Origin of the sequence: Pseudarthrobacter sp. H2, from assembly GCF_050157045.1 — a bacterium.
In the GTDB taxonomy this organism is placed as follows: Bacteria; Actinomycetota; Actinomycetes; order Actinomycetales; family Micrococcaceae; genus Arthrobacter.
Genome location: NZ_CP189594.1, coordinates 5,127,995 through 5,150,971 on the forward strand (window position 1 = coordinate 5,127,995; position 22,977 = coordinate 5,150,971).

Sequence of the window (22,977 nt, forward strand, 5' to 3'; positions counted from 1 at the left end):
CCGCCGTCACCCGCTCCGGGTGCCGCCGCTTCCTCCCCGCGGCGGCGGCACCCGGGGACTTCCCTCCCCGCACCACCCCGCACTCCCACGACTCCAGCGTTCCCGGACGCGCGCCGAACCACCGAAAGAGACCCGCCATGGATCCCCTGTACCTGCGCTCCGCCAGCACCAGCCTGGTGATCAGCTTCGACAGCGGGGAGGCCGAGGTGATCCACTGGGGTGCCGACCTGGGCGCCTCCCTTCCCGACCTGGCCATCCTCGGCGGGCCCGTCCCGCACTCCGCCGTCGATGCGGCCATGCCCGCCGGGCTGCTTCCGCAGGCTTCCTCGAGCTGGCAGGGCCGTCCGGCCCTGCGCGGCCACCGGATCGCCGACGGCGTCCCGGGCCATGACTTCTCCGTCCGGCTCCGCGTGGCGGACGTGTCCGCGGACGGTGCGGGCCCCGCCAGGAATTCCGCGGTGCCTAACACCGCTGTGATTGTCCAGTCTGACGCCGACGCCGGCATCAGCGTTGCGTCCTCCCTCAGGCTGCACGACGGCGGGCTGCTGGAGCTGCGCCATACCGTCACCAACACGGGAAACTCGCCCTTCCAGCTGGACGAGCTGGCCACGGTGCTCCCGGTGGCGCCGGACGCCGTCGAACTCCTGGACCTGACCGGGCGCTGGTGCCGGGAACGCCACCCGCAGCGACGGACGATCCAGCAGGGGACCTGGGTGCGGACCGGCCGGCACGGCCGCACCGGGCACGATTCCTCGCTGCTCCTCGCCGCGGGCACCGCCGGCTTCGGCAACCGCCACGGCAAGGTCTGGGCAACGCACCTGGCGTGGAGCGGCAACCACGAGCAGTTCGCGGACAGTGTCGCGGACGGCCGGACCATGATCGGCGGATCGGAGCTGCTCGGCCCGGCCGAGATCGTCCTGGCGCCCGGCGGCAGCTACGCCACCCCCGCGCTGTTCGCCGCGTACTCGGACCGCGGACTCGACGGCGTCAGCGAAGCCTTCTACGCCTGGTTCCGGAACCGCCCGCACCACGTGCTGCCGGCCGCCGCGGGACACGGCGCCGGAAAGCCCCGCCCGGTGGTGCTGAACACCTGGGAGGCCGTGTATTTCGACCACAACCTCACAACCCTGATCGAACTCGCGGACTCCGCCGCGGAGCTCGGCGTCGAGCGCTTTGTGCTCGACGACGGCTGGTTCCGCGGACGCCGCGACGATCACGCCGGCCTGGGCGACTGGTACGTGGACGAGGCCCTCTGGCCGGCGGGACTCACGCCGCTGATCGAAGCGGTCACGTCCCGCGGCATGGAGTTCGGCCTCTGGGTGGAACCGGAAATGGTCAACCTCGACTCCGATGTTGTCCGGGCGCACCCGGAGTGGATCGCGGGGCCCTCCGCCCAGAGCTACAAGGACGGCGGCCGCCTGCCGCTGGAGTGGCGGCACCAGCACATCATCGACCTCGTCAATCCCGATGCGTGGCAGTACATCTACGATCGGGTGGATGCGCTGCTGCGCGAGAACAACATCAGCTACCTCAAGTGGGACCAGAACCGGGACCTGCTGGAGCACGGCCACGCCGGCCGCGCCTCGGTCCACGCACAGACCCTCGCCGCCTACCGGCTCTTCGATGAGCTCCGCAAGGCCCACCCCGGTGTCGAGATTGAAAGCTGCTCGTCCGGCGGTGCCCGGGTGGACCTCGGGATCCTGGAGCGCACCGACAGGATCTGGGGTTCGGACTGCAACGATGCCCTGGAGCGGCAGACCATCCAGCGCTGGACCGGCCTGGTGGTTCCGCCGGAGCTCGTGGGCGGACACATCGGCCCCACGACCTCGCATACGACGGCCCGCACCCATGACCTCTCCTTCCGCGCCATTACGGCGCTGTTCGGCCACTTCGGGATGGAGTGGGACGTCCGGCAGGTGCAGGGCGCCGAGCGCGAGGAGCTCAAGCGCTTCATCCGGCTTTACAAGGAGCACCGCGGGCTGATCCACAGCGGCCGGATGGTCCGCGCGGACATGCCCGACGACGCCCGGATGCTGCACGGCGTCGTAGCCGACGTGGCGGCTGGTGGCGGTGCGGTGCCGGGCTCGACGGCGGCGCTGTTTGCCCTGGTCAGCACGCGGACCTCATTCTCGGAGCAGCCCGGACGGGTCGCCATCCCGGGCCTTCCCGCCGAAACCAATTACCGGGTGGAGGCCGTCTTCCCGGCGCCGGGCGACGCTGACTACGCCCACACCTTCACGCAGGTCCAGCCCCCGGCATGGCTGGCATCCGGGGCTGAGGCCAGCGGCCGCTTCCTGGCCGAGGTGGGCCTGCCCATGCCCATTCTCAACCCGGAGCACGCCGTGCTGCTGAAAGTAACAACCGTCGGCAGCTAGCCTCGTAAAGGGTTCAGGGCTGCGCTGCGCAAAATACCCGGCGCTACGTGAATGGGAATGCCCGTAGCGCCGGGTATTTTGCGCAGCGAGGGCGCAGTTGCGCAGCGAAAATCACGCCCGGAACGGGGCCGCTGGCTCGGGCAGGTTGAGCCTGACGGAGGTAGCGGCGGAGTGTTTAACGGGCTGTGCGGGCAGGAGCTTGCCCTGCCCGCACAGTTGGCGCACGCCCCTGGCGGGCCGCTGTCAGTACGTGAGTTCGCGGGTCATTCCGAATGGAACGTGCTCGGACAGCTCCGCAGTGAAGTTCCCGGGCCCGTTTCGGGTGATCAGGATTCCATGAGTTCCGGTCAGGACGGCGATTTCCTGCAGGTGCCGCACGGCGGCTTGGAGACGTTCGTCAAGCAGGCGCCTGCTGGTGACGCGGATGTCGATGCGTTCGATGGTTGTCATGGGGGCTTTCCCTCCCTGCTGTGTCAACGGTTCTGGACGGTGCTGGTCTGCTGGATACCCGCGGCAACCGGGCGCTCCCCGGCAGGTTTTGCCGGCTCGGTGGCCGGTGGCGTCGTCTTGAGCTTGAAACGCTTGCCCATGCTGGCTCCGCCGCCGCGGCCACCTCGGTTCTTGTTGAAGATGTCGAAACCGACGGCCAGGAGGAGCACCAGGCCCTTGATGAGCTGCTGGTAATCCGTGCCGAGGCCAAGGATGGACATGCCGTTGTTGAGCACGCCCATGATCAGGCCGCCGATCATGGCCCCGGCCACGGTCCCGATGCCGCCCGTGACCGCGGCGCCGCCGATAAAGGCCGCTGCAATGGAGTCCAGTTCGAAGCCGGTGCCGCCCGCAGGCTGCGCCGAGTTCAGGCGGGCAGTGAATACGAGGCCGGCCAGTGCGGCGAGGACGCCCATGTTGACGAAGAGCCGGAACGTGACGGCCTTTGTCTTGACGCCGGAGAGTTCCGCGGCGTGCAGGTTGCCGCCGATGGCGTAGGTGTGGCGGCCGAAAACGCTGTTGTTCATGAGGGCCGTGTAAACGATCACCAGGACCGCGAGCACAATCAGGACAATCGGGGTGCCGCGGTAGGAGGCGAGCAGGAAAGTGATGGTCAGCATGAGCAGGGCAATGAACGTGGTCTTGGTGGCGAACCAGGCCATCGGTTCGTTCTCCAGCTCGAACTTCTTGCGGATCCGGCGTTCCTTGACCGCCTGGATCAGCAGGGCGACCGTGGCGCCGACGCCCAGTAAGACCGTCAGCCATTCCAGCGCCGACGTGCCGCCGGAGATGTCGGGCAGGAAGCCTCCGCCCAAGGCGCGCAGCTCGGCGGGAAACGGGGTGATCTGCTGGTTTTTGAGGGTGATCAGGGTCAGGCCGCGGAAGATCAGCATGCCGGCCAGGGTGACGATGAAGGCGGGGATGCCGACGTAGGCGATCCAGTACCCCTGCCAGGCGCCCACCAGCGCGCCGACCAGCAGGCAGGCCGGGATGGCAAGCCACCAAGGCCATCCCCAGTGGACGATCATGACACCGGCAACGGCACCGATGAAACCGGCGATGGATCCCACGGAGAGGTCGATGTGGCCGGCAATGATCACCATCACCATGCCGATCGCCAGGATGAGGATGTAGCTGTTCTGGACAACGAGGTTGGTGACGTTCTGCGGTTCCAGCAGGATTCCCCCGGTCAGCACCTGGAAGAGCAGGACGATCAGGATCAGGGCGACGAAGATGCCAATCTGGCGCAGGCGGCTAGTCAGGAAGCCGAGGGATTCTCGTAGGGCCGACATGTTCGTTATTCCTTTTCCTTGGTCATGTAGTGCATAAGGGTTTCCTGGGATGCGTCGGCGATGGCCACTTCCCCGGTGACGTGGCCGGCGGACAGGGTGTAGATCCGGTCGCAGATGCCCAGAAGCTCGGGCAGTTCGGAGGAGATCACGATGACTGCTTTTCCCTCTGCTGCGAGCTTGGCGATAATCGTGTAGATCTCGTACTTGGCGCCGACGTCGATGCCCCGCGTCGGTTCATCAAGAATCAGCACGTCCGGGTCGGAGAACATCCACTTGCTCAGCACCACTTTCTGCTGGTTGCCGCCCGAAAGCTTGCCCGTGATGGCAGCCACCGAGGGAGCTTTGATGTTCATGCTCTTCCGGTAGCCGTTGGCCACGATGGTTTCTTCGTTCTTGTCCACCCACCCGCGCTTGACGAGCTTGCCGAGCGCCGCCATGGAGACGTTGCGTTTGATGTCCTCGATGAGGTTCAGCCCGTAGCGCTTGCGGTCCTCCGTTGCGTACGCGATGCCGTGTTTGATCGCCGCCGAAACGGTGGAGGTGTTGATTTCCTGCCCGTACTTGAAGACTTTCCCTGAGATAGCGGTGCCGTATGTACGTCCGAAGACGCTCATGGCTAGTTCGGTCCGTCCGGCTCCCATGAGGCCGGCCAGCCCGACCACTTCGCCCTTGCGCACGTTCAGGCTCGCATTATGGACGACGATGCGCGTGTGGTCCTGCGGGTGTTGGACGGACCAGTCCTCAATCCGGAGGACTTCTTCGCCGATCTTGGGATCCCGGTCCGGATACAAACTTTCCAGGTCCCGGCCCACCATGCCGCGGATGATCCGCTCCTGGGTGATCTGTCCCTCGTCCAAGCGGAGGGTCTCGATGGTCTTGCCGTCACGGATGATGGTGACGGCGTCCGCGACTTTGCGGATCTCGTTGAGCTTATGGCTGATGATGATGCTGGTGATGCCCTGGCCTTTCAAGTGGAGGATCAGGTCCAGAAGGTGGCCCGAATCCTCGTCGTTGAGGGCGGCGGTGGGCTCATCCAGGATGAGCAGCTTGACCTCCTTGGAAAGGGCCTTGGCGATTTCCACCAACTGCTGTTTTCCCACGCTGATGTGCTGGACTGGGGTGACGGGGTTTTCGCTGAGGCCAACGCGTGCCAGCAGCTTGGCTGCTTCGAGGTTGGTCTTGCGCCAGTCCACCCAGCCGTTCTTGGCCTGCTCGTTTCCGAGGTAGATGTTCTCGGCGATCGACAGGTACGGGCTTAGTGCCAGCTCCTGGTGGATGATGACGATGCCGCGCTTTTCACTGTCGGTAATGCTGGAAAAACTGCACGGTTCGTTTTCAAACAGGATCTCGCCGTCAAAAGAGTTGTGCGGGTAAACTCCGGACAGCACTTTCATGAGGGTGGATTTTCCCGCTCCGTTCTCACCGCAGATGGCATGGACTTCCCCGCGGTTCACGTCCAGGGTGACGTCCTGGAGGGCCTTCACGCCCGGGAAGGTCTTGGTAATTCCTCGCATTTGAAGAATTGGTGTATTCATCGTCAATTCCCACTGACTGGTCGAAACTGGGCTGCCTGCGGCTGCAGGGGCCTGCGCTAGGGGTTGTGGCCGGACGGGATGCCCGGCCACAACCCCGCGAGGTGGCTACTTGACGTCGGCCTCGGGGTAATACCCCGAGTCGATGAGTTCCTTCTTGTAGTTGTCCTTGGTGATGATCACGGACTTGAGCAGGTACGCGGGAACCACCTTGACCTTGTTGTTGTACGTCTTGGTGTCGTTGACCTCGGGCTCCTGGCCCTTCAGGACTGCATCAACCATCTTCACGGCCTGTGCACCGAGCTGGCGGGTGTCCTTGAAGATCGTGGAGTACTGTTCGCCGGCGATGATGGACTTCACCGAGCCCTTCTCGGCGTCCTGGCCCGTAACGATGGGCAGGCTGCCCTTGGCGTAGCCGCCGGTGCTGGTCAGTGCCGAGATGATGCCGATGGACAGGCCGTCATACGGGGAGAGGACGCCGTCGAGCTTGGTGCCGGAGCTGTAGGCCGCGGTGAGGAGGTCTTCCATGCGCTTCTGTGCCACGGGAGCCTGCCACCTCAGGATGGCGGCCTGCTCGAATTTGGTCTGGCCGCTGGGGACCTTGAGTGTTCCCGCATCCATGAACGGCTTCAGGGTGTCCATGGCCCCGGTCCAGAAGAAGTTGGCGTTGTTGTCATCCGGGCTGCCGGCGAAGAGTTCCACGTTGAACGGGCCCGTGCCGTCCACCTTCTTGCCGCTGGCGTCAAGAAGGCCCAGGCCGGTCAGCAGCGATGTGGCCTGCTGGACACCCACCGTGTAGTTGTCGAATGTTGTGTAGTAGTCGACGTTCGGTGACCCGTTGATGAGGCGGTCATACGCGATGACCTTGACGTTCTGCTCCTTCGCCTTTGCGAGGACATCGGTCAGGGTGGTGCCGTCAATGGCAGCGACGATGAGGGCCTTCGCACCCTTGGTCAGCATGTTTTCAATCTGTGAAACCTGCGTAGGAATGTCGTCGTTGGCGAACTGCAGGTCAGTCTTATAGCCCAGCTTCGTCACGGAGTCGGAGACGTTCTTGCCGTCCGCGATCCAGCGCTCCGACGTCTGGGTGGGCATTGAAATACCCACGAGGGAGCCCGCGGCATCCGCTGTGCCGGAGGGGCTGGCGGCGCCGCCCCGCGAGCCACAACCCGTGGCCCCCACTGTGACTGCGAGGACGACAGCGAAGGCGCCCAGGAGTTTCTTGATCCTCACGATATTCTCCTTCCGCGGTCCTGTAGGGTCCGCGAAGTGGTACTGGTTCGAAAAGCATCTGCGCTCTTCGACGGTCCTGTAATAAGATCCGGTTAGCTATCTCGACGAGAGGTGACGGACCCGGAAGAGTGTTAGCGCTAACAAGTTCGTTAGTGAAAGTTTGCATCACCCGGCGTTGTGGGTCAAGTCACAGGCCGAGACATGATCCCTTGGGCGGCGGTTCCGGTGAACGCACCGGCCGACGCCGGCGCGACCGACGCCGGATGCCGGCCGTAGGATGTTGGAACGTACTTGTCCCGTACCGGAAGGGTGCCTCGCATGGGGAACAGCAGTGACCGGCAGGTGCCGCGCCTTGAAGACGTTGCAGCGCGCGCCGGCGTTTCCCACCAGACCGTCTCGCGGGTGGTTAATAAGCACCCCAATGTCAGCAAGGCCACCCGCGAACGGGTCGAGGCTGTGATCGCCGAACTCGGTTACCGGCGCAATACTGCGGCCAGAAGCCTGGTTACCCGGCGGTCGCAGACCATCGGCGTACTGGGCACCGAACTTGGCCAGTACGGCCCCGCCAATACCCTTCTCGGCGTCCAGCAGGCCGCCCGCGAGGCAGAATACTTCGTCAGCATCGCCGCCTTGAAGGAATCCGGCGCGGACTCCATCGCAGATGCTGTCCGCCACTTCACGGACCAGGGTGTCGACGGAATCATCGTGATCGTCCCGCGCGAGGGGACACTCCAAGCCCTCGAAGAACTGAACCTTGCCGTGCCGGTTGCGGTGGTGGGAACCGGCGGGGCAGGGCGCTTCAGCGGTGCCATGGTGGATCAGAAACTGGGGGCGCGGCTGGCCGTCGCCCATCTGATCAGCCGGGGCCACCGGCGGATCGGTCACATTTCCGGCCCCCAGGACTGGATCGATGCCGCAGCCAGGACCGCGGGCTGGCGTGAGGAGATGGCGGAGGCCGGCCTGGAAGCCGATCTCCTGGTGGAAGGTGACTGGAGTGCCGGCAGCGGCTACCGCATCGGCCAGGGGCTCGCCGAAAAGCGCTCGGCGACGGCAGTGTTCGTGGGCAACGACCAGATGGCGCTCGGGATGCTCCGCGCCTTCGGCGAAGCCGGTATCCGCGTGCCCCGGGACGTGTCGGTGGTCGGCTTCGATGACCAGCCGGAAGCGGCCTACTTCATGCCGCCGCTGACCACGGTGCGGCAGGATTTCGAGGAGCTCGGGCGGCGCTGCATGGACATGATGCGGGCGCAGATAGAGGACGGCGCCGCAGGCAGCACCACCGTGGTGAATCCCGAACTTGTCGTGCGCGCCAGCACGTCCACCATGCATATTTCCGCCCCCCGGCAGGCCCCCCGGTAGGCCGCTCCGCGGTAGGCCGCCCCGCGGCCCCGACCCGGTCGGTCTGCCGCGTCAACCGAGCCGTCATTGGAGATTGATTCTTGACAGGCTGATTGTTAGCGCTAACAATGAAAGGGTTCGCAACGCTGCGGAACTTTATTGGAGGATTTTGATGGACGTGACAGCCGGCGGAACCGAAAACTTTGTGATTGGCGTCGATTACGGGACGCTCTCCGGCCGTGCCGTGGTGGTGCGCGTCAGCGACGGCAAGGAGCTGGGCAGCGGGGTCTTCGACTATCCGCACGCCGTCCTGTCCGATGCGCTTCCTGCAGACACAGCGGGCGACGGCGCCGCCCGGCTTCCCGGGGAATGGGCACTTCAGGTCCCGAACGACTACCGGGACGTCCTCCGCCACGCCGTCCCCGCCGCGATCGCCGACGCCGGGATCGCTGCCTCCGCCGTCGTCGGAATCGCCACCGACTTCACCGCGTGCACCATGGTCCCGGTCAAGGCAGACGGCACTCCGCTGAGCGAGCTGCCGGAATTCGCCAACCGGCCGCACGCCTACGTGAAGCTGTGGAGGCACCACGCCGCACAGCCCCAGGCGGACCGCATCAATGCCCTTGCAGCGGAACTGGGCGAAACCTGGCTGCCGCGCTACGGCGGGCTGATCTCCTCCGAGTGGGAGTTCGCCAAAGGCCTGCAGCTGCTGGAAGAGGATCCGGAAGCGTACGCGGCCATGGACCACTGGGTCGAGGCAGCCGACTGGATTGTCTGGCAGCTGTGCGGAAACTACGTCCGCAACGCCTGCACCGCCGGCTACAAGGGCATCTACCAGGATCGCCGTTACCCTTCCGAGGACTTCCTCGCTGCCCTGAACCCGGAGTTCAAGGACTTCGTCAGCGCCAAGCTGGAGCACACCATCGGCCGGCTGGGGGATGCCGCCGGCTACCTCACCGCCGAAGCCGCAGCCTGGACAGGCCTGCCCGAGGGGATCGCCGTCGCGGTGGGCAATGTGGACGCCCATGTCACGGCGCCGGCGGCGAAGGCTGTCGAGCCGGGCCAGCTGGTTGCCATCATGGGCACCTCCACCTGCCATGTCATGAACGGCACCGGGCTGCATGAGGTCCCCGGCATGTGCGGCGTCGTCGACGGCGGCATCGTGGACGGACTGTGGGGCTACGAGGCCGGCCAGAGCGGCGTGGGAGACATCTTCGGCTGGTTCACCAAGTACGGCGTTCCGCCGGAATACCATCAGGCCGCGGACCGGCAGGGGCTCGGCATCCACGAGTACCTCACGGAACTCGCCTCCCGCCAGGCGATCGGCGAGCACGGACTCATTGCCTTGGACTGGCACTCGGGCAACCGTTCGGTGCTGGTGGACCACGAACTGTCCGGTGTCGTGGTGGGGCAGACCCTGGCCACGCGCCCGGAGGACACCTACCGTGCCCTGCTGGAGGCCACGGCTTTCGGCACCCGCACCATCGTTGATGCCTTCCGCGACTCGGGCGTCCCCGTGACGGAGTTCATCGTCGCCGGCGGGCTGCTGAAAAACCCGCTCCTGATGCAGATCTACGCCGACATCACGGGCCTGCAGCTCTCCACGATCGGGTCGAGCCAAGGACCTGCCCTCGGATCAGCCATCCACGCGGCGGTCGCCGCCGGCGAGTACCCGGACATCCGGGCCGCCGCGGAAGCCATGGGATCCGAGCCAGGCGCCGTTTACACCCCTATCCCGGAAAACGTCGCGGCCTACGAGGAACTGTTCCGGGAGTACCGGAGCCTGCATGACTACTTCGGCCGGGGAACGAACGAGGTCATGCACCGGCTCAAGGCCATCCAGCGTAAGGCCAGGCCCGGCCTGGGCGACGCCGGACCCGTGTCCGGCGCAACCGATGCCGCCGAACGCGTAGAGGAGGTCTCGGCATGAGCGCGCTGCTGGAAACGATCGCCCGGATCCGCCGCGAGGTCTGTGACCTGCACTCCGAGCTCACCCGTTACGAGCTGGTGGTCTGGACCGCCGGCAACGTCTCCGCCCGGGTCCCGGGCTATGACCTGATGGTCATCAAGCCGTCCGGGGTTTCGTACGACGAGCTGACCCCCGGGCTCATGGTGGTCACGGACCTTTACGGCAGCCCGGTGACAGGGATTTCCGCCGACTCAGGCGGAACCCCGGTGGAGTGGACCAACCCGGAACTCTCGCCATCCTCGGACACGGCCGCGCACGGCTATGTCTACCGCCACATGCCGGACGTCGGGGGAGTGGTCCACACCCACTCCACCTACGCCACTGCCTGGGCCGCGCGGGGCGAGGCCATCCCGTGCGTGCTGACCATGATGGGCGACGAATTCGGCGGAAGCATCCCGGTTGGCCCGTTCGCGCTGATCGGGGACGACTCGATCGGCCGCGGCATCGTCGAAACCCTGCAGGCCTCCCACTCGCCGGCCGTCCTGATGCAGAACCATGGCCCGTTCACCATCGGCAAAGATGCCCGCTCCGCCGTCAAGGCCGCCGTCATGTGCGAGGAAGTGGCCCGCACGGTCCACATTTCACGGCAGCTGGGCGAGCCGCTGCCGATCGATCCGGCCAAGATCGAATCCCTCTACGCCCGCTACCAGAACGTCTACGGCCGCTAGGCCGCCCGAAACCTTCCCAGAATTCCCAGGAGAGAACCCATGTCGAACGCCAACAACACCTCCCTCAAGCAGTACGAGGTCTGGTTCCTCACCGGAAGCCAGCACCTCTACGGTGAAGATGTCCTCAAGCAGGTGGCCGCGCAGTCCCAGGCGATAACCCACCAGCTCAACCAGTCCTCCGACGTCCCGGTCAGGATCGTCTGGAGGCCTGTCCTCACCGACTCCGAAGCCATCCGCCGGACCGCGCTCGAAGCCAACTCCGACGACGCAGTGATCGGCGTGACCGCCTGGATGCACACGTTCTCGCCCGCCAAGATGTGGATCCAGGGCCTGGACCTGCTGCGGAAGCCTCTCCTGCACCTGCACACCCAGGCCAATGTGGAACTGCCCTGGGCCGACATCGACTTCGACTTCATGAACCTCAACCAGGCCGCCCACGGCGACCGCGAGTTCGGCTACATCCAGTCCCGCCTGGGCATTCCCCGCAAGACGGTGGTGGGCCACGTTTCCAATCCCGAGGTTTCCCGGCAGGTGGGAGTGTGGCAGCGCGCCTCGGCGGGCTGGGCGGCGGTCCGCAGGCTGAAACTGACCCGCTTCGGCGACAACATGCGCAATGTCGCCGTCACCGAAGGTGACAAGACCGAAGCCGAGCTGCGCTTCGGCGTCTCGGTGAACACCTGGTCCGTCAACGAGCTTGCCGACGCCGTGCACGGCGCAGCTGAGTCCGACGTCGACGCCCTCGTCGCCGAATATGAGCGCCTCTACGAGGTGGTTCCCGAGCTCCGCGCCGGCGGAGCGCGGCACGACTCGCTGCGCTACAGCGCCCGCATCGAACTCGGCCTGCGCAGCTTCCTTGAGGCCAACGGCTCCGCCGCCTTCACCATGTCCTTCGAGGACCTCGGCGCGCTGCGGCAGCTTCCCGGCATGGCCGTCCAGCGGCTGATGGCCGACGGCTATGGCTTCGGCGCCGAGGGCGACTGGAAAACCGCCATCCTGGTCCGCGCGGCCAAGGTCATGGGCGCCGGACTGCCCGGCGGCGCCTCGCTTATGGAGGACTACACGTACCACCTGACGCCCGGACAGGAGAAGATCCTCGGCGCGCACATGCTGGAGGTCTGCCCGTCCCTGACCGCCACCAAACCCCGCGTCGAAATCCACCCGCTGGGCATCGGCGGCAAGGAGGACCCGGTCCGCATGGTCTTCGACACCGACGCCGGACCCGGGGTGGTCGTTGCCCTGTCCGACATGCGCGACCGCTTCCGCCTGGTCGCGAACGCCGTCGACGTCGTCGACCTGGACGAGCCGCTGCCGAACCTGCCGGTGGCGCGGGCGCTGTGGTCCCCCAAGCCCGACTTCGCCACCTCCGCCGCTGCCTGGCTGACCGCCGGGGCGGCACACCACACGGTGCTGACCACGGCTGTGGGCATGGATGTCTTCGAGGACTTCGCGGAGATCGCCCGCACCGAGCTCCTGACGATCGACGAGGGCACCACCATCAAGGGGTTCAAGAAGGAACTGAACTGGAACGCCGCCTATTACAGGCTGGCCGGCGGACTGTGAGGACAGGCGAATACAAGATCCAGGCAGGGGAGTACGCCGCCGTCGTCACGGCACGCGCCGGCGCCCTCCGCGAGCTGCGCCACCGGGGACGGGACCTGATCGTCCCGTTCCCGGCGGGCGGCCCCATTCCCGATTTTCGGGGAATTATCGCCGCGCCCTGGCCCAACCGGATCCCCGACGGCAGGTACACCTTCGACAGCGTGGACTACGAGGTGCCCGTCAACGAACCCGAACGGGCGTGTGCCCTTCACGGCTTCGCTTTCGGCACGGCATGGACCCTGGAATCCCGCGACGAGTCGTCGGTGGAGCTCTCCTGCACCTTGGAGCCGACACCCGGCTACCCGTTCAGCCTGCACCTCACCGTCCGCTACCGGCTGTCCGCCGAGGGGCTGCACAGTCGCGTAACAGCAGCCAACACCGGTGTGGATGCGGCGCCCTACGGCGTGTGCCCGCACCCCTACCTGCTGGCTGGGCCGGCGCCGCTGGATGAATGGACACTTCAGATCCCGGCGGGTTCCTTCCTTGAGGTGACACCGGACCGGCTGCTGCCCGTTGCCACCCGGAGCGTGGCGGGCCACGAGTTCGATTTCCGCGCGCCGCGCGCCATCGGCGCCACGGAAATTGACCACGCCTTCACAGCCGTCGCCTTCGACGCTGGCGGCCGCGCACAGCTGACCGTCCGGGACCCGGGCGGAACCGGCGTCGGCATGGCCTGGGACCGGAGCTGCCCCTGGCTGCAGGTCCACACCGCGGACAAGCAGCCGCCCTCGCCCAGCCGGCTGGGACTCGCCGTCGAACCAATGACCTGCCCGCCGGATGCCTTCAACAGCGGCGAGGACCTGGTGCGGCTGGAACCCGGCGCGACCCATGAAGCCGCCTGGAGTATCTTCGCCGCCTGACTGGGCCCCACGGCCGGCAGCCCCACTCCCCGCCGGGCGCTACACGGTAGTTTCGGTAATCTTCGGGTGCTGCCCGCCCGGATCACCTCGGTCCGCCGCGGCGGACCGAGGTGTAATCCGCCGGTGCCGGCGGACAAGGACGATCACCAGGATGCCGGTCACCGCGCCCACCAGGGTTTCCGCGCCGCGTTCGGTGATGAGGACGTACGGGTCCGCCGGAGCGGCAAGCTGTGTCATCAGCAGGATCACCGGGGTGAAGGACACCATGGCCAGGCCGTAGTGCCGGGTCATGAAAAGTTCGGTGGTGAACTGGAAAATGATGACCAGCACCGCCATCACTGCGGCCTCCGCCCCCGGGAAGAGTCGCAAGGGGGCCCACGGGCCTGGAAGAAGCACGACGGCGACGAGCACCAGGCCGAGGAACGTGCCCATGATGCGGTGAAGCCCGCGGTGCACGCTGCTGGGCAAATCGGCGCCCGCCAGCGGGACCGCCGCCGCCGCCATGGCCCAGTGCGGATGGCCGCTGCCGCTGAGAACGCCGATGGTCCCCGCGGTGCCGACCGCCAGGACGTACCGTGCCGCGTGGATGACCGCCAGCTGCCTGCGGGGTCCGCGCAGGGGCGCCGCCACCCGGACCGCTCCCGGGTTCCACGCCCGGCCGCGGATCCAGCCGCCAAAACCCACTGCGAGCGAAAGCCCGGCAGCTGCGGCGCAGATGAGCAGCGCGACCGGCCAGGGAACCGCCGTGGGAACGGAAGCGCACGCGCCCAGGGCAAGGATGCCGAAGAACGGGCCGTTGGGCTTGAGGTTCACCCTGTCGGAGAACACCGAACCGACGCCGGCCAAGAGCGCTTCCACACCCACCAGCCACCACGAGTGCAGGTGATTCACGGACAGAAAGACGCCCACGCCCACGCCGGTCAGCAGCACCAGCGCCGCTTGCGCCTGGTGCCTGAGCCGAAGCTGGTGGGCTTCGGACCGCCCGTACATTCCCGTCAGGGCGCCGAAGACGGCGTAGATGATCAGCTCGGGGCGCCCGGCGACGAGGAGAACCAGTGACGGAACGGCCACGCTCACGGCCACGCGCAGCGCCGATAAATGATCGTTGTTGGCCGGGGCGAGGCTGTGCAGGGTACGGAAATGCCGCAGCAGGGACTGCCTCATGCCGGCCTCCGCCCTTCCGGACACTCATTCTGGTACTGGTTGCCGGACGCGGGTGCCGCCGATCGCCCGGGCATACCTAAGCAAACCCTTGTTTGCTTAGGTTCCGGAAATCGAGGACTCACAAATCGAAACCTGCGCCTTGCAGATGATCAGGCGGCGCTCCCGACGGCGGCTGGCCCGCCCTGTGGCGGAGCGGCCTGCCGTGGTGCCGGCAGCGCCCGTTCCTGCAGCGGGGCAGCGGCGCCGGACGTCCGGATGTTATTCGTCCGGGTTGGGGCTGCGGACATCCTTTTCGCCGATATCGGCTGCGCCGAGAACTTCCGCCGCAGGCGAGTGGGTTGTCTCGTGCGAGCGGACCCGGAGTTCGGGGTGGTGCAGGTCCAGGGCCGGGCGTTCGGAACGGATGCGCGGCAGTGAGGTGAAGTTGTGGCGCGGCGGCGGGCAGGACGTGGCCCACTCGAGCGAGGCGCCGAAGCCCCACGGGTCATCGACTTCCACCCGTTCGTTGCTGCGCCAGGTGATGTACACGTTCCAGAGGAACGGGATCATCGACGCGCCCAGCAGGAAGGACCCGTAGGTGGAGAACTGGTTCATCCAGGTGAAGTTGTCCTGCGGCATGTAGTCCGCGTAGCGGCGGGGCATGCCGCTGACGCCGAGCCAGTGCTGGATCAGGAACGTGGCGTGGAAGCCCAGGAACAGCATCCAGAAGTGGATCTTGCCGAGCCGCTCGTTGAGCATCTTGCCGGTCCACTTGGGCCACCAGAAGTAGAAGCCCGCGAACATCGCGAACACCACGGTGCCGAAGACGACGTAGTGGAAGTGCGCCACCACGAAGTAGGAGTCCGAGACGTGGAAGTCCAGCGGCGGTGAGGCCAGGATGATGCCGGTCAGGCCGCCGAAGAGGAACGTGGCCAGGAAGCCGATGCTCCACAGCATCGGGGTCTCGAACGTGATGGAGCCACCCCACAAGGTGCCGATCCAGTTGAAGAACTTCACGCCCGTGGGCACGGCGATCAGCATGGTCATGAAGGAGAAGAACGGCAGCAGCACCGAGCCGGTGACGTACATGTGGTGGGCCCAAACGGTGACGGACAGCGCGGCGATGGCGATCGTGGCGTAGACCAGGCCCTTGTAGCCGAAGATCGGCTTGCGGCTGAAGACCGGGAAGATCTCGGAGACGATGCCGAAGAACGGCAGGGCGATGATGTAGACCTCGGGATGGCCGAAGAACCAGAACAGGTGCTGCCAGAGGATGGCGCCGCCGTTTTCGGGATCGTAGATGTGCGCGCCGAAGCGGCGGTCCGCGCCGACGCCGAACAGCGCCGCGGCCAGCGGCGGGAACGCCATCAGGACCAGGATGGACGTGACCAGCGCGTTCCAGGTGAAGATCGGCATGCGCCACATGGTCATGCCCGGGGCACGCATGCAGATGATCGTGGTGATGAAGTTGACCGCGCCGAGGATGGTGCCGAAGCCGGAGAGTGCCAGGCCGAAGACCCACAGGTCCCCGCCGACCCCGGGGGTGAATGTGGTGTTGTTCAGCGGCGCATAGGCGGTCCAGCCGAACGACGCCGAGCCCTGCGGGGTGATGAACCCGGACATGGCGATGGTGGAGCCGAAGAGGAAGAACCAGAAGGCCAGCGCATTCAGCCGCGGGAAGGCGACGTCGGGTGCCCCGATCTGCAGCGGCATGATGACGTTGGTGAAGCCGGCGAACAGCGGCGTCGCGAACATGAGCAGCATGACGGTGCCGTGCATGGTGAACAGCTGGTTGTACTGTTCCTTGGTCTGCAGGACCTGCATGCCGGGCTCGAACAGCTCGGCACGGATCAGCAGCGCCATCACCCCTCCCAGACAGAAGAACACGAAGGACGCGATCAGGTACAGGTACCCGATGGTCTTGTGGTCGGTCGAGGTGATCCACTTGACGACGATGCTGCCTTTGCGCGCCGGCACCACACTTGGGGCTGCCGTGGCCGTGGCGGCCGGGGATGAGTATTCATATGTGGCCAATTTCATCTCCCCTTACTCTGAGGATGGGTGCCGGCCGGGCGGGTCTGGCGCTCTGCACCCTCACACTGAGGCGGGCCTCCATGCCGGTTTACCGGCAGGCCTGTCCCCATATGATAAGCTCGCCGGCCCGATCACAACAGGCCCGATCACAACAGGCCCGATCACAACGGGCCGGTTCACACCGGGGTGCCTGCCGGCTCCTCCCTCATCCGGAGTGGCGGCAGATGTCAGTGTGCAGCCGCTTCCGCCGCTTCTGCAGCTTGAGTCTGTGCGGGCTGCCCGTCCGTTCCTGTTGCACTGGCGGAACGGTGGCGGGTCAGCAGGAAGAACGCCGCGGCGGAGATGGCGGCGGCCACGGCCATGGCGATGCCCATGGGGCGGGCATCGTGGTCGCCGGCCAGGCCGACGAGCGGCGAGACGGCGGCGCCGAGGACGAATTGGAAGGCACCGAGGAAGGCCGAACCGGTGCCGGCATGGTGGCTGGCTTCCCCGAGGGCCAGGGTTGTGGCATTGCCGTAGATGAACCCCACTGAACCCTGGAAGACGAAGAGCAGCACGAGGGTCGGGATCATGGACACGCCGGTCATGACGACCGCCAGCAGCGCCACCGAGGCGAGGAGAAGCGCGATGACGCCGCCGCCGAGCATCTTGCGGTAGGCGACGCGGCCCGCCAGGCGGGTGGCGATGATGGCGGAGATCATGATGGCCAGGGAATTGACGCCGAAGACCAGCGAGTACGTGCCGGGGGACAGGCCCAGGATGTTTTGCAGGACGAACGGCGACGCCGAGATGTAGGCGAACATGGCAGCGAAAGCGAAACAGAACGTGACCAGGTAGCCCACATAGTTCCGGTTCGAGGGCACGGTCCTGCCGCTGCGGAACATGGCCTTCACGCCGCCGGACTGCCGCCCGGATGCCGGAAGGGATTCCTTGATGAAGCACAGCGCGGCGACGAACATCAGGGCGACCATGAACGCGAGGACCCAGAAGACGCCGCGCCAACCCAGCCCGGCGATGATGGCGCCCCCGAGCGCCGGGGCCAGCACCGGGGCGATGCCGCCGATGATCATCATCAGGCCCAGCAGCTTGGCGCCGCGGACGCCCTTGGCGGAGTCGGCGATGATGGCGCGGGACAGGACCACGCCGGCAGCGCCGCTGAAGCCCTGGATGAAGCGAGCCACGATGAGGAATTCAATGGTCGGGGCAACGGCAGTGGCGATGCTGGCCAGGAGGCAGATCGCGGCACCAATGATCAGCGGCTTGCGCCGTCCCGTGCCGTCGGACAGGGGGCCGATGACCAGCTGGCCGAGCGCCAGGCCGACGAGAAAGGTCGTGAGCGTCAGCTGGATGCCGGTGGCCGAGGCGCCGAGATCGGCCGCCATCTGCGGGAAGGCGGGCAGGTACATGTCGGTGGACAGCGGGCTCACGGCGGTCAGCAGGGCCAGGACCGCGATCACCAGGCCCGGCAGCTGGGCGGCGCCCGGCGGGGATGTTGTGGTCACAGGTGGTTCCTAACCAGGAGGGGAGTGATGGTCCGCGAGGACTGTACTTATGAATCTATATATATGTCAACATATGGGTTAAGCTGGGACCATGACCACGACCACCGGCGACCTTCGATTGCAGGACTTGGGCTCCCAGCTCCATACCCTCGCCTGGACGATCCACCGCGTTCTGCCCTCGGCTGCCGGCCTCGATCCGCTGCCCGCTTCGGAACTGGCCGTTTTGAAGCGCGTCATTGCGGAACCCGGGATGACCGTTTCGCAGCTCACCGCTGCGTTGGGGTTGCGTCAAAGCAATGCCAGTGCGGCCGTCAGGGCACTGGTCGACCGCGGCCTCGTCCGCCGGAAATCCAGTCCGTCTGACCGCAGGCTGGCGTTGCTGCATCCGACCGAGACTGCGCTGAAGAACAAAAGGCTAGTGGCGGAAGCCTGGTCCGGTTCCATCAGTGCGGCCATGATGCGGCTTCCGGCAGATCAGGTGAACGCCATCCTTGACGCGGCAGAGGCCCTCGCGGCCCTCGAAGTGGAACTTCGGACCGGGCTGGCCGCCGCGCCCTGACAAGGATGGGCGCCCCCGGCGCACCGCGAGAGGACGACGGCGGGACGTCCCGCCGTCGTCGTTCCCGCTGCCCCTTGTGCCCGGCAGTTACCGAGGCCAGCATTGAAGCGTCGGCCGATCGCCTGGCGGGGGAAGGCCCAAGTTCCGGAGGAGGCGCGGCGGCATGTCCCAGCAGCGGAACGGTGTCCCGGACCCGGGATTGCCACCCCTTGTCAGCCCGGGTGATTTCGCCGGGCTTCCCGGGCTGTGCCATCTGGCGGCCGCGGGGGAGACGCCCATGCTCGCCTCGCAGGCGGCCGTGTTCAGCGAATTCATGCAGGACAAGGCCCGGGGGATGGGAGGGCGTGAACGCATCTACGCCAAGGTGTCACGGGCGGCGGATTCGCTGGCGGCCCTGCTCGGGTGCCGGGCCGCGGAGCTGGGGTTTCCGCAGAATGTCGCGCAGGCCGTGAACTTGGTGGCCCGCGGCATCGACGCGGCCGGGGGAAACGTCGTGATGCCGCAATGGGAATATCCCTCCGTCCTGTATCCGTGGCGGACCGGCACGGACCTGGAGATCCGTCTCGTCACGAGCCCGGACCATCTGATGGATCCCCAGCGCTACGCCGACACCGTGGACGGCCGCACCCGGGCCATCGTGACCAGCCTGGTCTCCTACTACACCGGCGAGCTGATCGACCTCAGCGAGTACCGGGCGATTGCGGACTCGTGCGGGGCGATGCTGGTGGTGGACGTGTCCCAGACCCTCGGCGTGGCGGGCTTCGACATCACCTTGACCGACTTTGCGTTCTCGTGCGGCTACAAGTGGGCCCTGGGCACGCACGGCGCCGGAATCGCGTACTGCAATGCGGACCGGCAGCCGGACTGGCAGCCGCGGGAGTCCGGGTGGACGTCCGCCGCGTGGGTCGACGCCGACGTCCGGGACACCACGGTGACGCCGGTCCGGGACGGACGGCGCTTCGAACTGGGGAACCCCGCGGCCCTGTGCGTGCAGATCCTGGGAAACGGCATCGACTACCTTCGCGCCAGCGGACTGGCCAGAATCGAAAGCCACGTGCGTGCCCTCACGGATGTCCTGTGGACGGAGCTGGACGCCCGGGGAATGGACATGCTCACTCCTGCGGACTCCGGCAAGCGCGCAGGCATCGTTGCCTTCAACGTCGACGACGAGAGCCGGTGGCGCCGCGGCCTCGAGGCCCACGGCGTGCTGGCCTGGACCGGCGACAAACGCGTGCGGATCTCGCCCCACCTCTACAACGGGATGGCGGACGTCCGGCTGGCCCTCGAGGCGGTCGAGGCTGTGCAGGGCGGGGCCGGAAAGGGGCGGTGATGACATTAGAAAATCTCCCGGCAGGCGACGGCGGCACCCGGCCTCCGGCGGTCCTGACAGGACCGGGGGCCGGAACCGCGGCAAGGACAACGGTGCGCCTGGCTGCGACGCTGCTCGTTGCCGGCGTCGTGGTGTCGCTGGCGGCCGGGGTCTTTCACGCCGACTCGCTGGATCGTCGGGACTTCTCGGCGGCAAACTCCGTGCCCACACTGTCGGGGATAGCCCTGACGGTGGTCTGGACCGTTTGGCTCCTCATCAGTGCGTGGCGGATGAAGGACGGACCGGCGCCGGGGCAGCGGAGCCGATAGCTTGAGCCGGGCCTGCTGCCACTCGGCTAGAATCGACGGAACCATGGACAGCCAGCAGCCCAGACTGCACTCGCCGCCCCGCGCCCTACGGTTCAGCACGCAGGGCATCGCGCCTCTCAGCCGTGTCCAGCTTTGGGAAAGCCACAACGCGAAGGCCCTGATTTCCCTGGACATCCGGACCATCGACGAATCGCCGCTGCACGCGTCCGAAGTCAACCTCCAATTCCCGTCCCTGCGTCTGGCCCAGGTGCAGGGCACCGCCCAAATCGTCGAGCGGTCGGAGTCGTTCATCCGGGAGAATCCCACCGATGTGGTGGCCGTCTTTTTTGCCCTGGCAGGCGATGCGTTCTTCTACCACCGCGGCGGCCATGAGTCTTTGAAACCGGGGCAAGCCATCATGTATGACGCGGATTTGCCCTTCATGCGGGGCTTTGCGCAGGGGTTGCAGGAGCTGGTCCTCACCATTCCCCGGCCCTTGTTCCGGGAGCTGTCCGACGGCCAGCCCCTGAACCGGCCCGTGCGCTTCGATTTCGGTCCCGGTGCCGGACCCCAGGCGCAGGAGCTGGCCAGGATGATCCGCCAGGCGGTTGCGTCCCGGCAGGAGCCCGCGGACGACGTCGAGCACTCCATTCTGGAGTTATTCCGCCTCATCGCCTCGGGACACGGTGCGGGCACCGGTGCCGGGTATCTGGCCGCGGCCAAGGGCTACGTGGAAGGGCACCTGGGCGATCCGGGACTGTCGACGCCCGAGGTGGCTGCCGCCGTCGGCATCAGCGAGCGGCAGCTGGGACGCGCGTTCGCTGAAGCTGACCTCACGCTGGGCCGCTATGTCCTGGGCCTGCGGCTGGACCGGGGGCCCGGAGCTGCTCGAAACGTACTCCACCGAGCGCGCACCGGTCGCCAAGCAGATCGTCAACCGGGCCAACCAGTCCAGCCGCGACTACAAGCCCATCTTCGACGCCCTCGGCGTCACTGATGCCACCACCGATACGGAATTCACCGAGAAGCTTCAGCTGCGCAAGGAGAATTCACCGGAAGGCGCCGCGCTGGATGCCAAGGACTATCAACCATCCGCCCCTGAAGGGGCAGGTTTGCGGCTCTTAGCCACCACTGGATGTGGTGTTTAGGCTGCGTCGGGCTGGTTGATGGCAGCCCCAAAATTGTGGTGCGCGCGGGTGGCCATGTTCCCTGCAGCGATCACGTCCGCGGGCCCGGTGTGGCCGCAGGACGCGCACTGGAACAGGTCCCTGTTGGGCCGGTTCTGTCGCCCGATCGTTCCGCATGCCGGGCAGAGCTGCGATGTGCAGGCCGGGTCCACGGCCGTCAGGGCGACGCCGGCGGCGGCCGCCTTGTAAGCCAGGAATCCGCCCAGCTGGGCGAACGCCCAGGAGTGCAGTGCCGTGTTTTGAGACTTTCGTAACCGTGCCCGTTCGCGGATGCCCTTGAGGTCTTCAATGGCAATGCCCCGTCCGGTGCGTTTAGCCTCGGTGGTGATTTTCTTGCTGATCTGGTGGTTGATGTCCCGGACGAACCGGGCTTCCTTCCCGGAGCGTTTCTTCAGGAGCCGCTTGGCGGATTTGGTGCCCTTGGCCTGGAGCTTCGCCCGCAACGCGGCATTCTTCTTGCGGCGGAGCGTGACTGCCCCGCCGGACCAGTTGGCCCCGTCGGAGGTGGTGGCGATGTTGACGATCCCGAGGTCCACGCCCAGGAACCCGTCCGGGATGGCTGGCTCCTGGTCTGGCACGTCCACGGTGACCATGAGGTACAGCTTCCCGCCGCGCTCGATCAGGTCGGTTTCGCCGCGGCGGAACTCGCTCACCAGGGCTGCTGCTTCCGCGGACCCGACGTAGGGGAGGCCCTGGATGCGTCCCGCGGTCGTCCAGATGGAGATGGTCTGTGCGCCGTGGTTCCAGGAGAGGTTCCGGTCATCGAACGCCTGGGCCGCGTCGGGGCGGAAGCTGATCGGCTTGGCAAGGGCTTTCGCTTTGCGTTTGCCTTTCAGTGCCCCTGTTTTAATGGCGCCGCGCTGGGTGGTGTACGCGTCGGCAACCTTCCCGATGACCCGGACGGCCGCCTGGGCCGCGAGCCCTCGCGCTTTGAGATCTGCATACACCGCGCGGTGAAGGGAGAACTTCGAGGCGATCCTCTCTGTTCGCATGCGTTCTGAGGCGAAATTGGCAGCTTCATTGCAGCCTGCCAGTGTGCGGAGCAGGGCAGTGCGCTGTTCGCCTGTGGGCGTCAGCTTCAGTTGCACCGTTTTCTTCACGATGCCGACAATACCGCCAATGATACAATTGGTCAATGTCACCACGATGGGAACCAAACCCGGATATACGCAGGGGCAGAAGTGCCATATGGAACATGCATGTTCATTTGGTCTTTGTGACCAAATACCGCCGCAAGGTCTTCGATGATGCCATGCTCGCCACCTGCGAAAGGGTCATGCGGGAAACATGCCAGGACTTCGGGGCCACCCTGACCGGGTTCAACGGCGGAGAAGACCACGTCCACCTTCTCGTGCATTACCCGCCCACCGTGGAGGTATCGAAACTGGTCAACTCCCTGAAGGGCGTCTCGTCCCGGATGCTGCGGAAGGACCACTCCGCCAGGGTCCAGCAGTTCCTTTGGGGTGGCCATTTCTGGTCCCCGTCCTACTTCGCCGGCTCCTGCGGCGGCGCACCTCTTGAGGTCGTCAAGGAGTACATCGAGTCCCAGAAGCGACCGGATTAGGCCGATCTCATGCACG

Annotated in this window: 19 protein-coding genes; 11 read left to right on the top strand and 8 right to left on the bottom strand. The window is 66.3% G+C overall.

Annotated elements, in window-relative coordinates; translation table 11 throughout:
• Positions 1–137 precede the first annotated feature (137 nt).
• Positions 138–2,375, top strand: a complete 2,238-nt coding sequence (locus ACQCSZ_RS23765) for an alpha-galactosidase (RefSeq protein WP_427006033.1) — start codon at positions 138–140, stop codon at positions 2,373–2,375.
• 243 nt (positions 2,376–2,618) lie between these two features.
• Here ACQCSZ_RS23765 and ACQCSZ_RS23770 read toward each other — a convergent pair whose 3' ends face one another.
• The 4 genes from ACQCSZ_RS23770 to chvE form a co-directional block, all read right to left on the bottom strand.
• On the bottom strand, positions 2,619–2,825 hold the full coding sequence (locus tag ACQCSZ_RS23770) for a hypothetical protein (protein WP_427006034.1): 207 nt from the start codon (positions 2,823–2,825) through the stop codon (positions 2,619–2,621).
• A 23-nt stretch (positions 2,826–2,848) separates the two neighbouring features.
• Complete coding sequence (mmsB, locus tag ACQCSZ_RS23775) at positions 2,849–4,156, bottom strand: multiple monosaccharide ABC transporter permease (RefSeq protein WP_427006035.1); 1,308 nt, start codon at positions 4,154–4,156, stop codon at positions 2,849–2,851.
• A gap of 5 nt (positions 4,157–4,161) precedes the next feature.
• The gene (gene mmsA, locus ACQCSZ_RS23780; protein ID WP_427006036.1) at positions 4,162–5,691 is read right to left on the bottom strand and encodes a multiple monosaccharide ABC transporter ATP-binding protein; all 1,530 of its coding nucleotides are present in this window, start codon (positions 5,689–5,691) and stop codon (positions 4,162–4,164) included.
• A 105-nt stretch (positions 5,692–5,796) separates the two neighbouring features.
• Positions 5,797–6,921, bottom strand: a complete 1,125-nt coding sequence (gene chvE / locus ACQCSZ_RS23785; RefSeq protein WP_427006037.1) for a multiple monosaccharide ABC transporter substrate-binding protein — start codon at positions 6,919–6,921, stop codon at positions 5,797–5,799.
• Positions 6,922–7,239: 318 nt separating this feature from the next.
• Here chvE and ACQCSZ_RS23790 point away from each other — a divergent pair, with 318 nt between their 5' ends.
• From ACQCSZ_RS23790 to ACQCSZ_RS23810, 5 genes are all read left to right on the top strand, one after another.
• Entirely contained in the window at positions 7,240–8,280 is a 1,041-nt protein-coding gene (locus tag ACQCSZ_RS23790) for a LacI family DNA-binding transcriptional regulator (RefSeq protein WP_427006038.1), read from the top strand.
• Between the two features lie 151 nt (positions 8,281–8,431).
• Positions 8,432–10,189, top strand: a complete 1,758-nt coding sequence (gene araB / locus ACQCSZ_RS23795; protein WP_427006039.1) for a ribulokinase — start codon at positions 8,432–8,434, stop codon at positions 10,187–10,189.
• On the top strand, positions 10,186–10,896 hold the full coding sequence (locus tag ACQCSZ_RS23800) for an L-ribulose-5-phosphate 4-epimerase (RefSeq protein ID WP_427006040.1): 711 nt from the start codon (positions 10,186–10,188) through the stop codon (positions 10,894–10,896). Before araB ends, ACQCSZ_RS23800 begins: the two co-directional genes overlap by 4 nt.
• 39 nt (positions 10,897–10,935) lie before the next feature.
• Positions 10,936–12,456, top strand: coding sequence for an L-arabinose isomerase (gene araA / locus ACQCSZ_RS23805; RefSeq protein WP_427006041.1), 1,521 nt, complete (start codon positions 10,936–10,938; stop codon positions 12,454–12,456).
• Positions 12,453–13,355, top strand: coding sequence for an aldose 1-epimerase family protein (locus tag ACQCSZ_RS23810; protein ID WP_427006042.1), 903 nt, complete (start codon positions 12,453–12,455; stop codon positions 13,353–13,355). The genes araA and ACQCSZ_RS23810 overlap by 4 nt, the downstream gene beginning before the upstream one ends.
• A gap of 39 nt (positions 13,356–13,394) precedes the next feature.
• On the opposite strand, the gene ACQCSZ_RS23815 is transcribed toward ACQCSZ_RS23810, so the two are convergent.
• From ACQCSZ_RS23815 to ACQCSZ_RS23825, 3 genes are all read right to left on the bottom strand, one after another.
• On the bottom strand, positions 13,395–14,519 hold the full coding sequence (locus ACQCSZ_RS23815) for an FUSC family protein (protein WP_427006043.1): 1,125 nt from the start codon (positions 14,517–14,519) through the stop codon (positions 13,395–13,397).
• A 258-nt stretch (positions 14,520–14,777) separates the two neighbouring features.
• The gene (ctaD, locus tag ACQCSZ_RS23820; RefSeq protein WP_427008443.1) at positions 14,778–16,532 is read right to left on the bottom strand and encodes a cytochrome c oxidase subunit I; all 1,755 of its coding nucleotides are present in this window, start codon (positions 16,530–16,532) and stop codon (positions 14,778–14,780) included.
• 227 nt (positions 16,533–16,759) lie between these two features.
• On the bottom strand, positions 16,760–18,034 hold the full coding sequence (locus tag ACQCSZ_RS23825; protein WP_427006044.1) for a multidrug effflux MFS transporter: 1,275 nt from the start codon (positions 18,032–18,034) through the stop codon (positions 16,760–16,762).
• Between the two features lie 91 nt (positions 18,035–18,125).
• On the opposite strand from ACQCSZ_RS23825, the gene ACQCSZ_RS23830 reads away from it, so the two are divergent.
• The 4 genes from ACQCSZ_RS23830 to ACQCSZ_RS23845 all read left to right on the top strand — a co-directional run bounded on the left by ACQCSZ_RS23830 (position 18,126) and on the right by ACQCSZ_RS23845 (position 21,207).
• Entirely contained in the window at positions 18,126–18,593 is a 468-nt protein-coding gene (locus ACQCSZ_RS23830; protein WP_427006045.1) for a MarR family winged helix-turn-helix transcriptional regulator, read from the top strand.
• A 163-nt stretch (positions 18,594–18,756) separates the two neighbouring features.
• Positions 18,757–19,923: an aminotransferase class V-fold PLP-dependent enzyme gene (locus ACQCSZ_RS23835; protein ID WP_427006046.1), complete on the top strand. Its 1,167-nt coding sequence runs from the start codon at positions 18,757–18,759 to the stop codon at positions 19,921–19,923.
• Positions 19,923–20,231 (top strand): hypothetical protein, encoded by a 309-nt coding sequence (locus ACQCSZ_RS23840; protein WP_427006047.1) that lies wholly within the window; start codon positions 19,923–19,925, stop codon positions 20,229–20,231. The genes ACQCSZ_RS23835 and ACQCSZ_RS23840 overlap by 1 nt, the downstream gene beginning before the upstream one ends.
• Before the next feature lie 43 nt (positions 20,232–20,274).
• Complete coding sequence (locus tag ACQCSZ_RS23845; RefSeq protein WP_427006048.1) at positions 20,275–21,207, top strand: AraC family transcriptional regulator; 933 nt, start codon at positions 20,275–20,277, stop codon at positions 21,205–21,207.
• Positions 21,208–21,354: 147 nt separating this feature from the next.
• Here ACQCSZ_RS23845 and ACQCSZ_RS23850 read toward each other — a convergent pair whose 3' ends face one another.
• Positions 21,355–22,497, bottom strand: a complete 1,143-nt coding sequence (locus ACQCSZ_RS23850) for an RNA-guided endonuclease InsQ/TnpB family protein (protein ID WP_427006049.1) — start codon at positions 22,495–22,497, stop codon at positions 21,355–21,357.
• A 35-nt stretch (positions 22,498–22,532) separates the two neighbouring features.
• On the opposite strand from ACQCSZ_RS23850, the gene tnpA reads away from it, so the two are divergent.
• On the top strand, positions 22,533–22,961 hold the full coding sequence (gene tnpA, locus ACQCSZ_RS23855) for an IS200/IS605 family transposase (protein ID WP_427006050.1): 429 nt from the start codon (positions 22,533–22,535) through the stop codon (positions 22,959–22,961).
• The last annotated feature ends 16 nt before the right edge of the window (positions 22,962–22,977 follow it).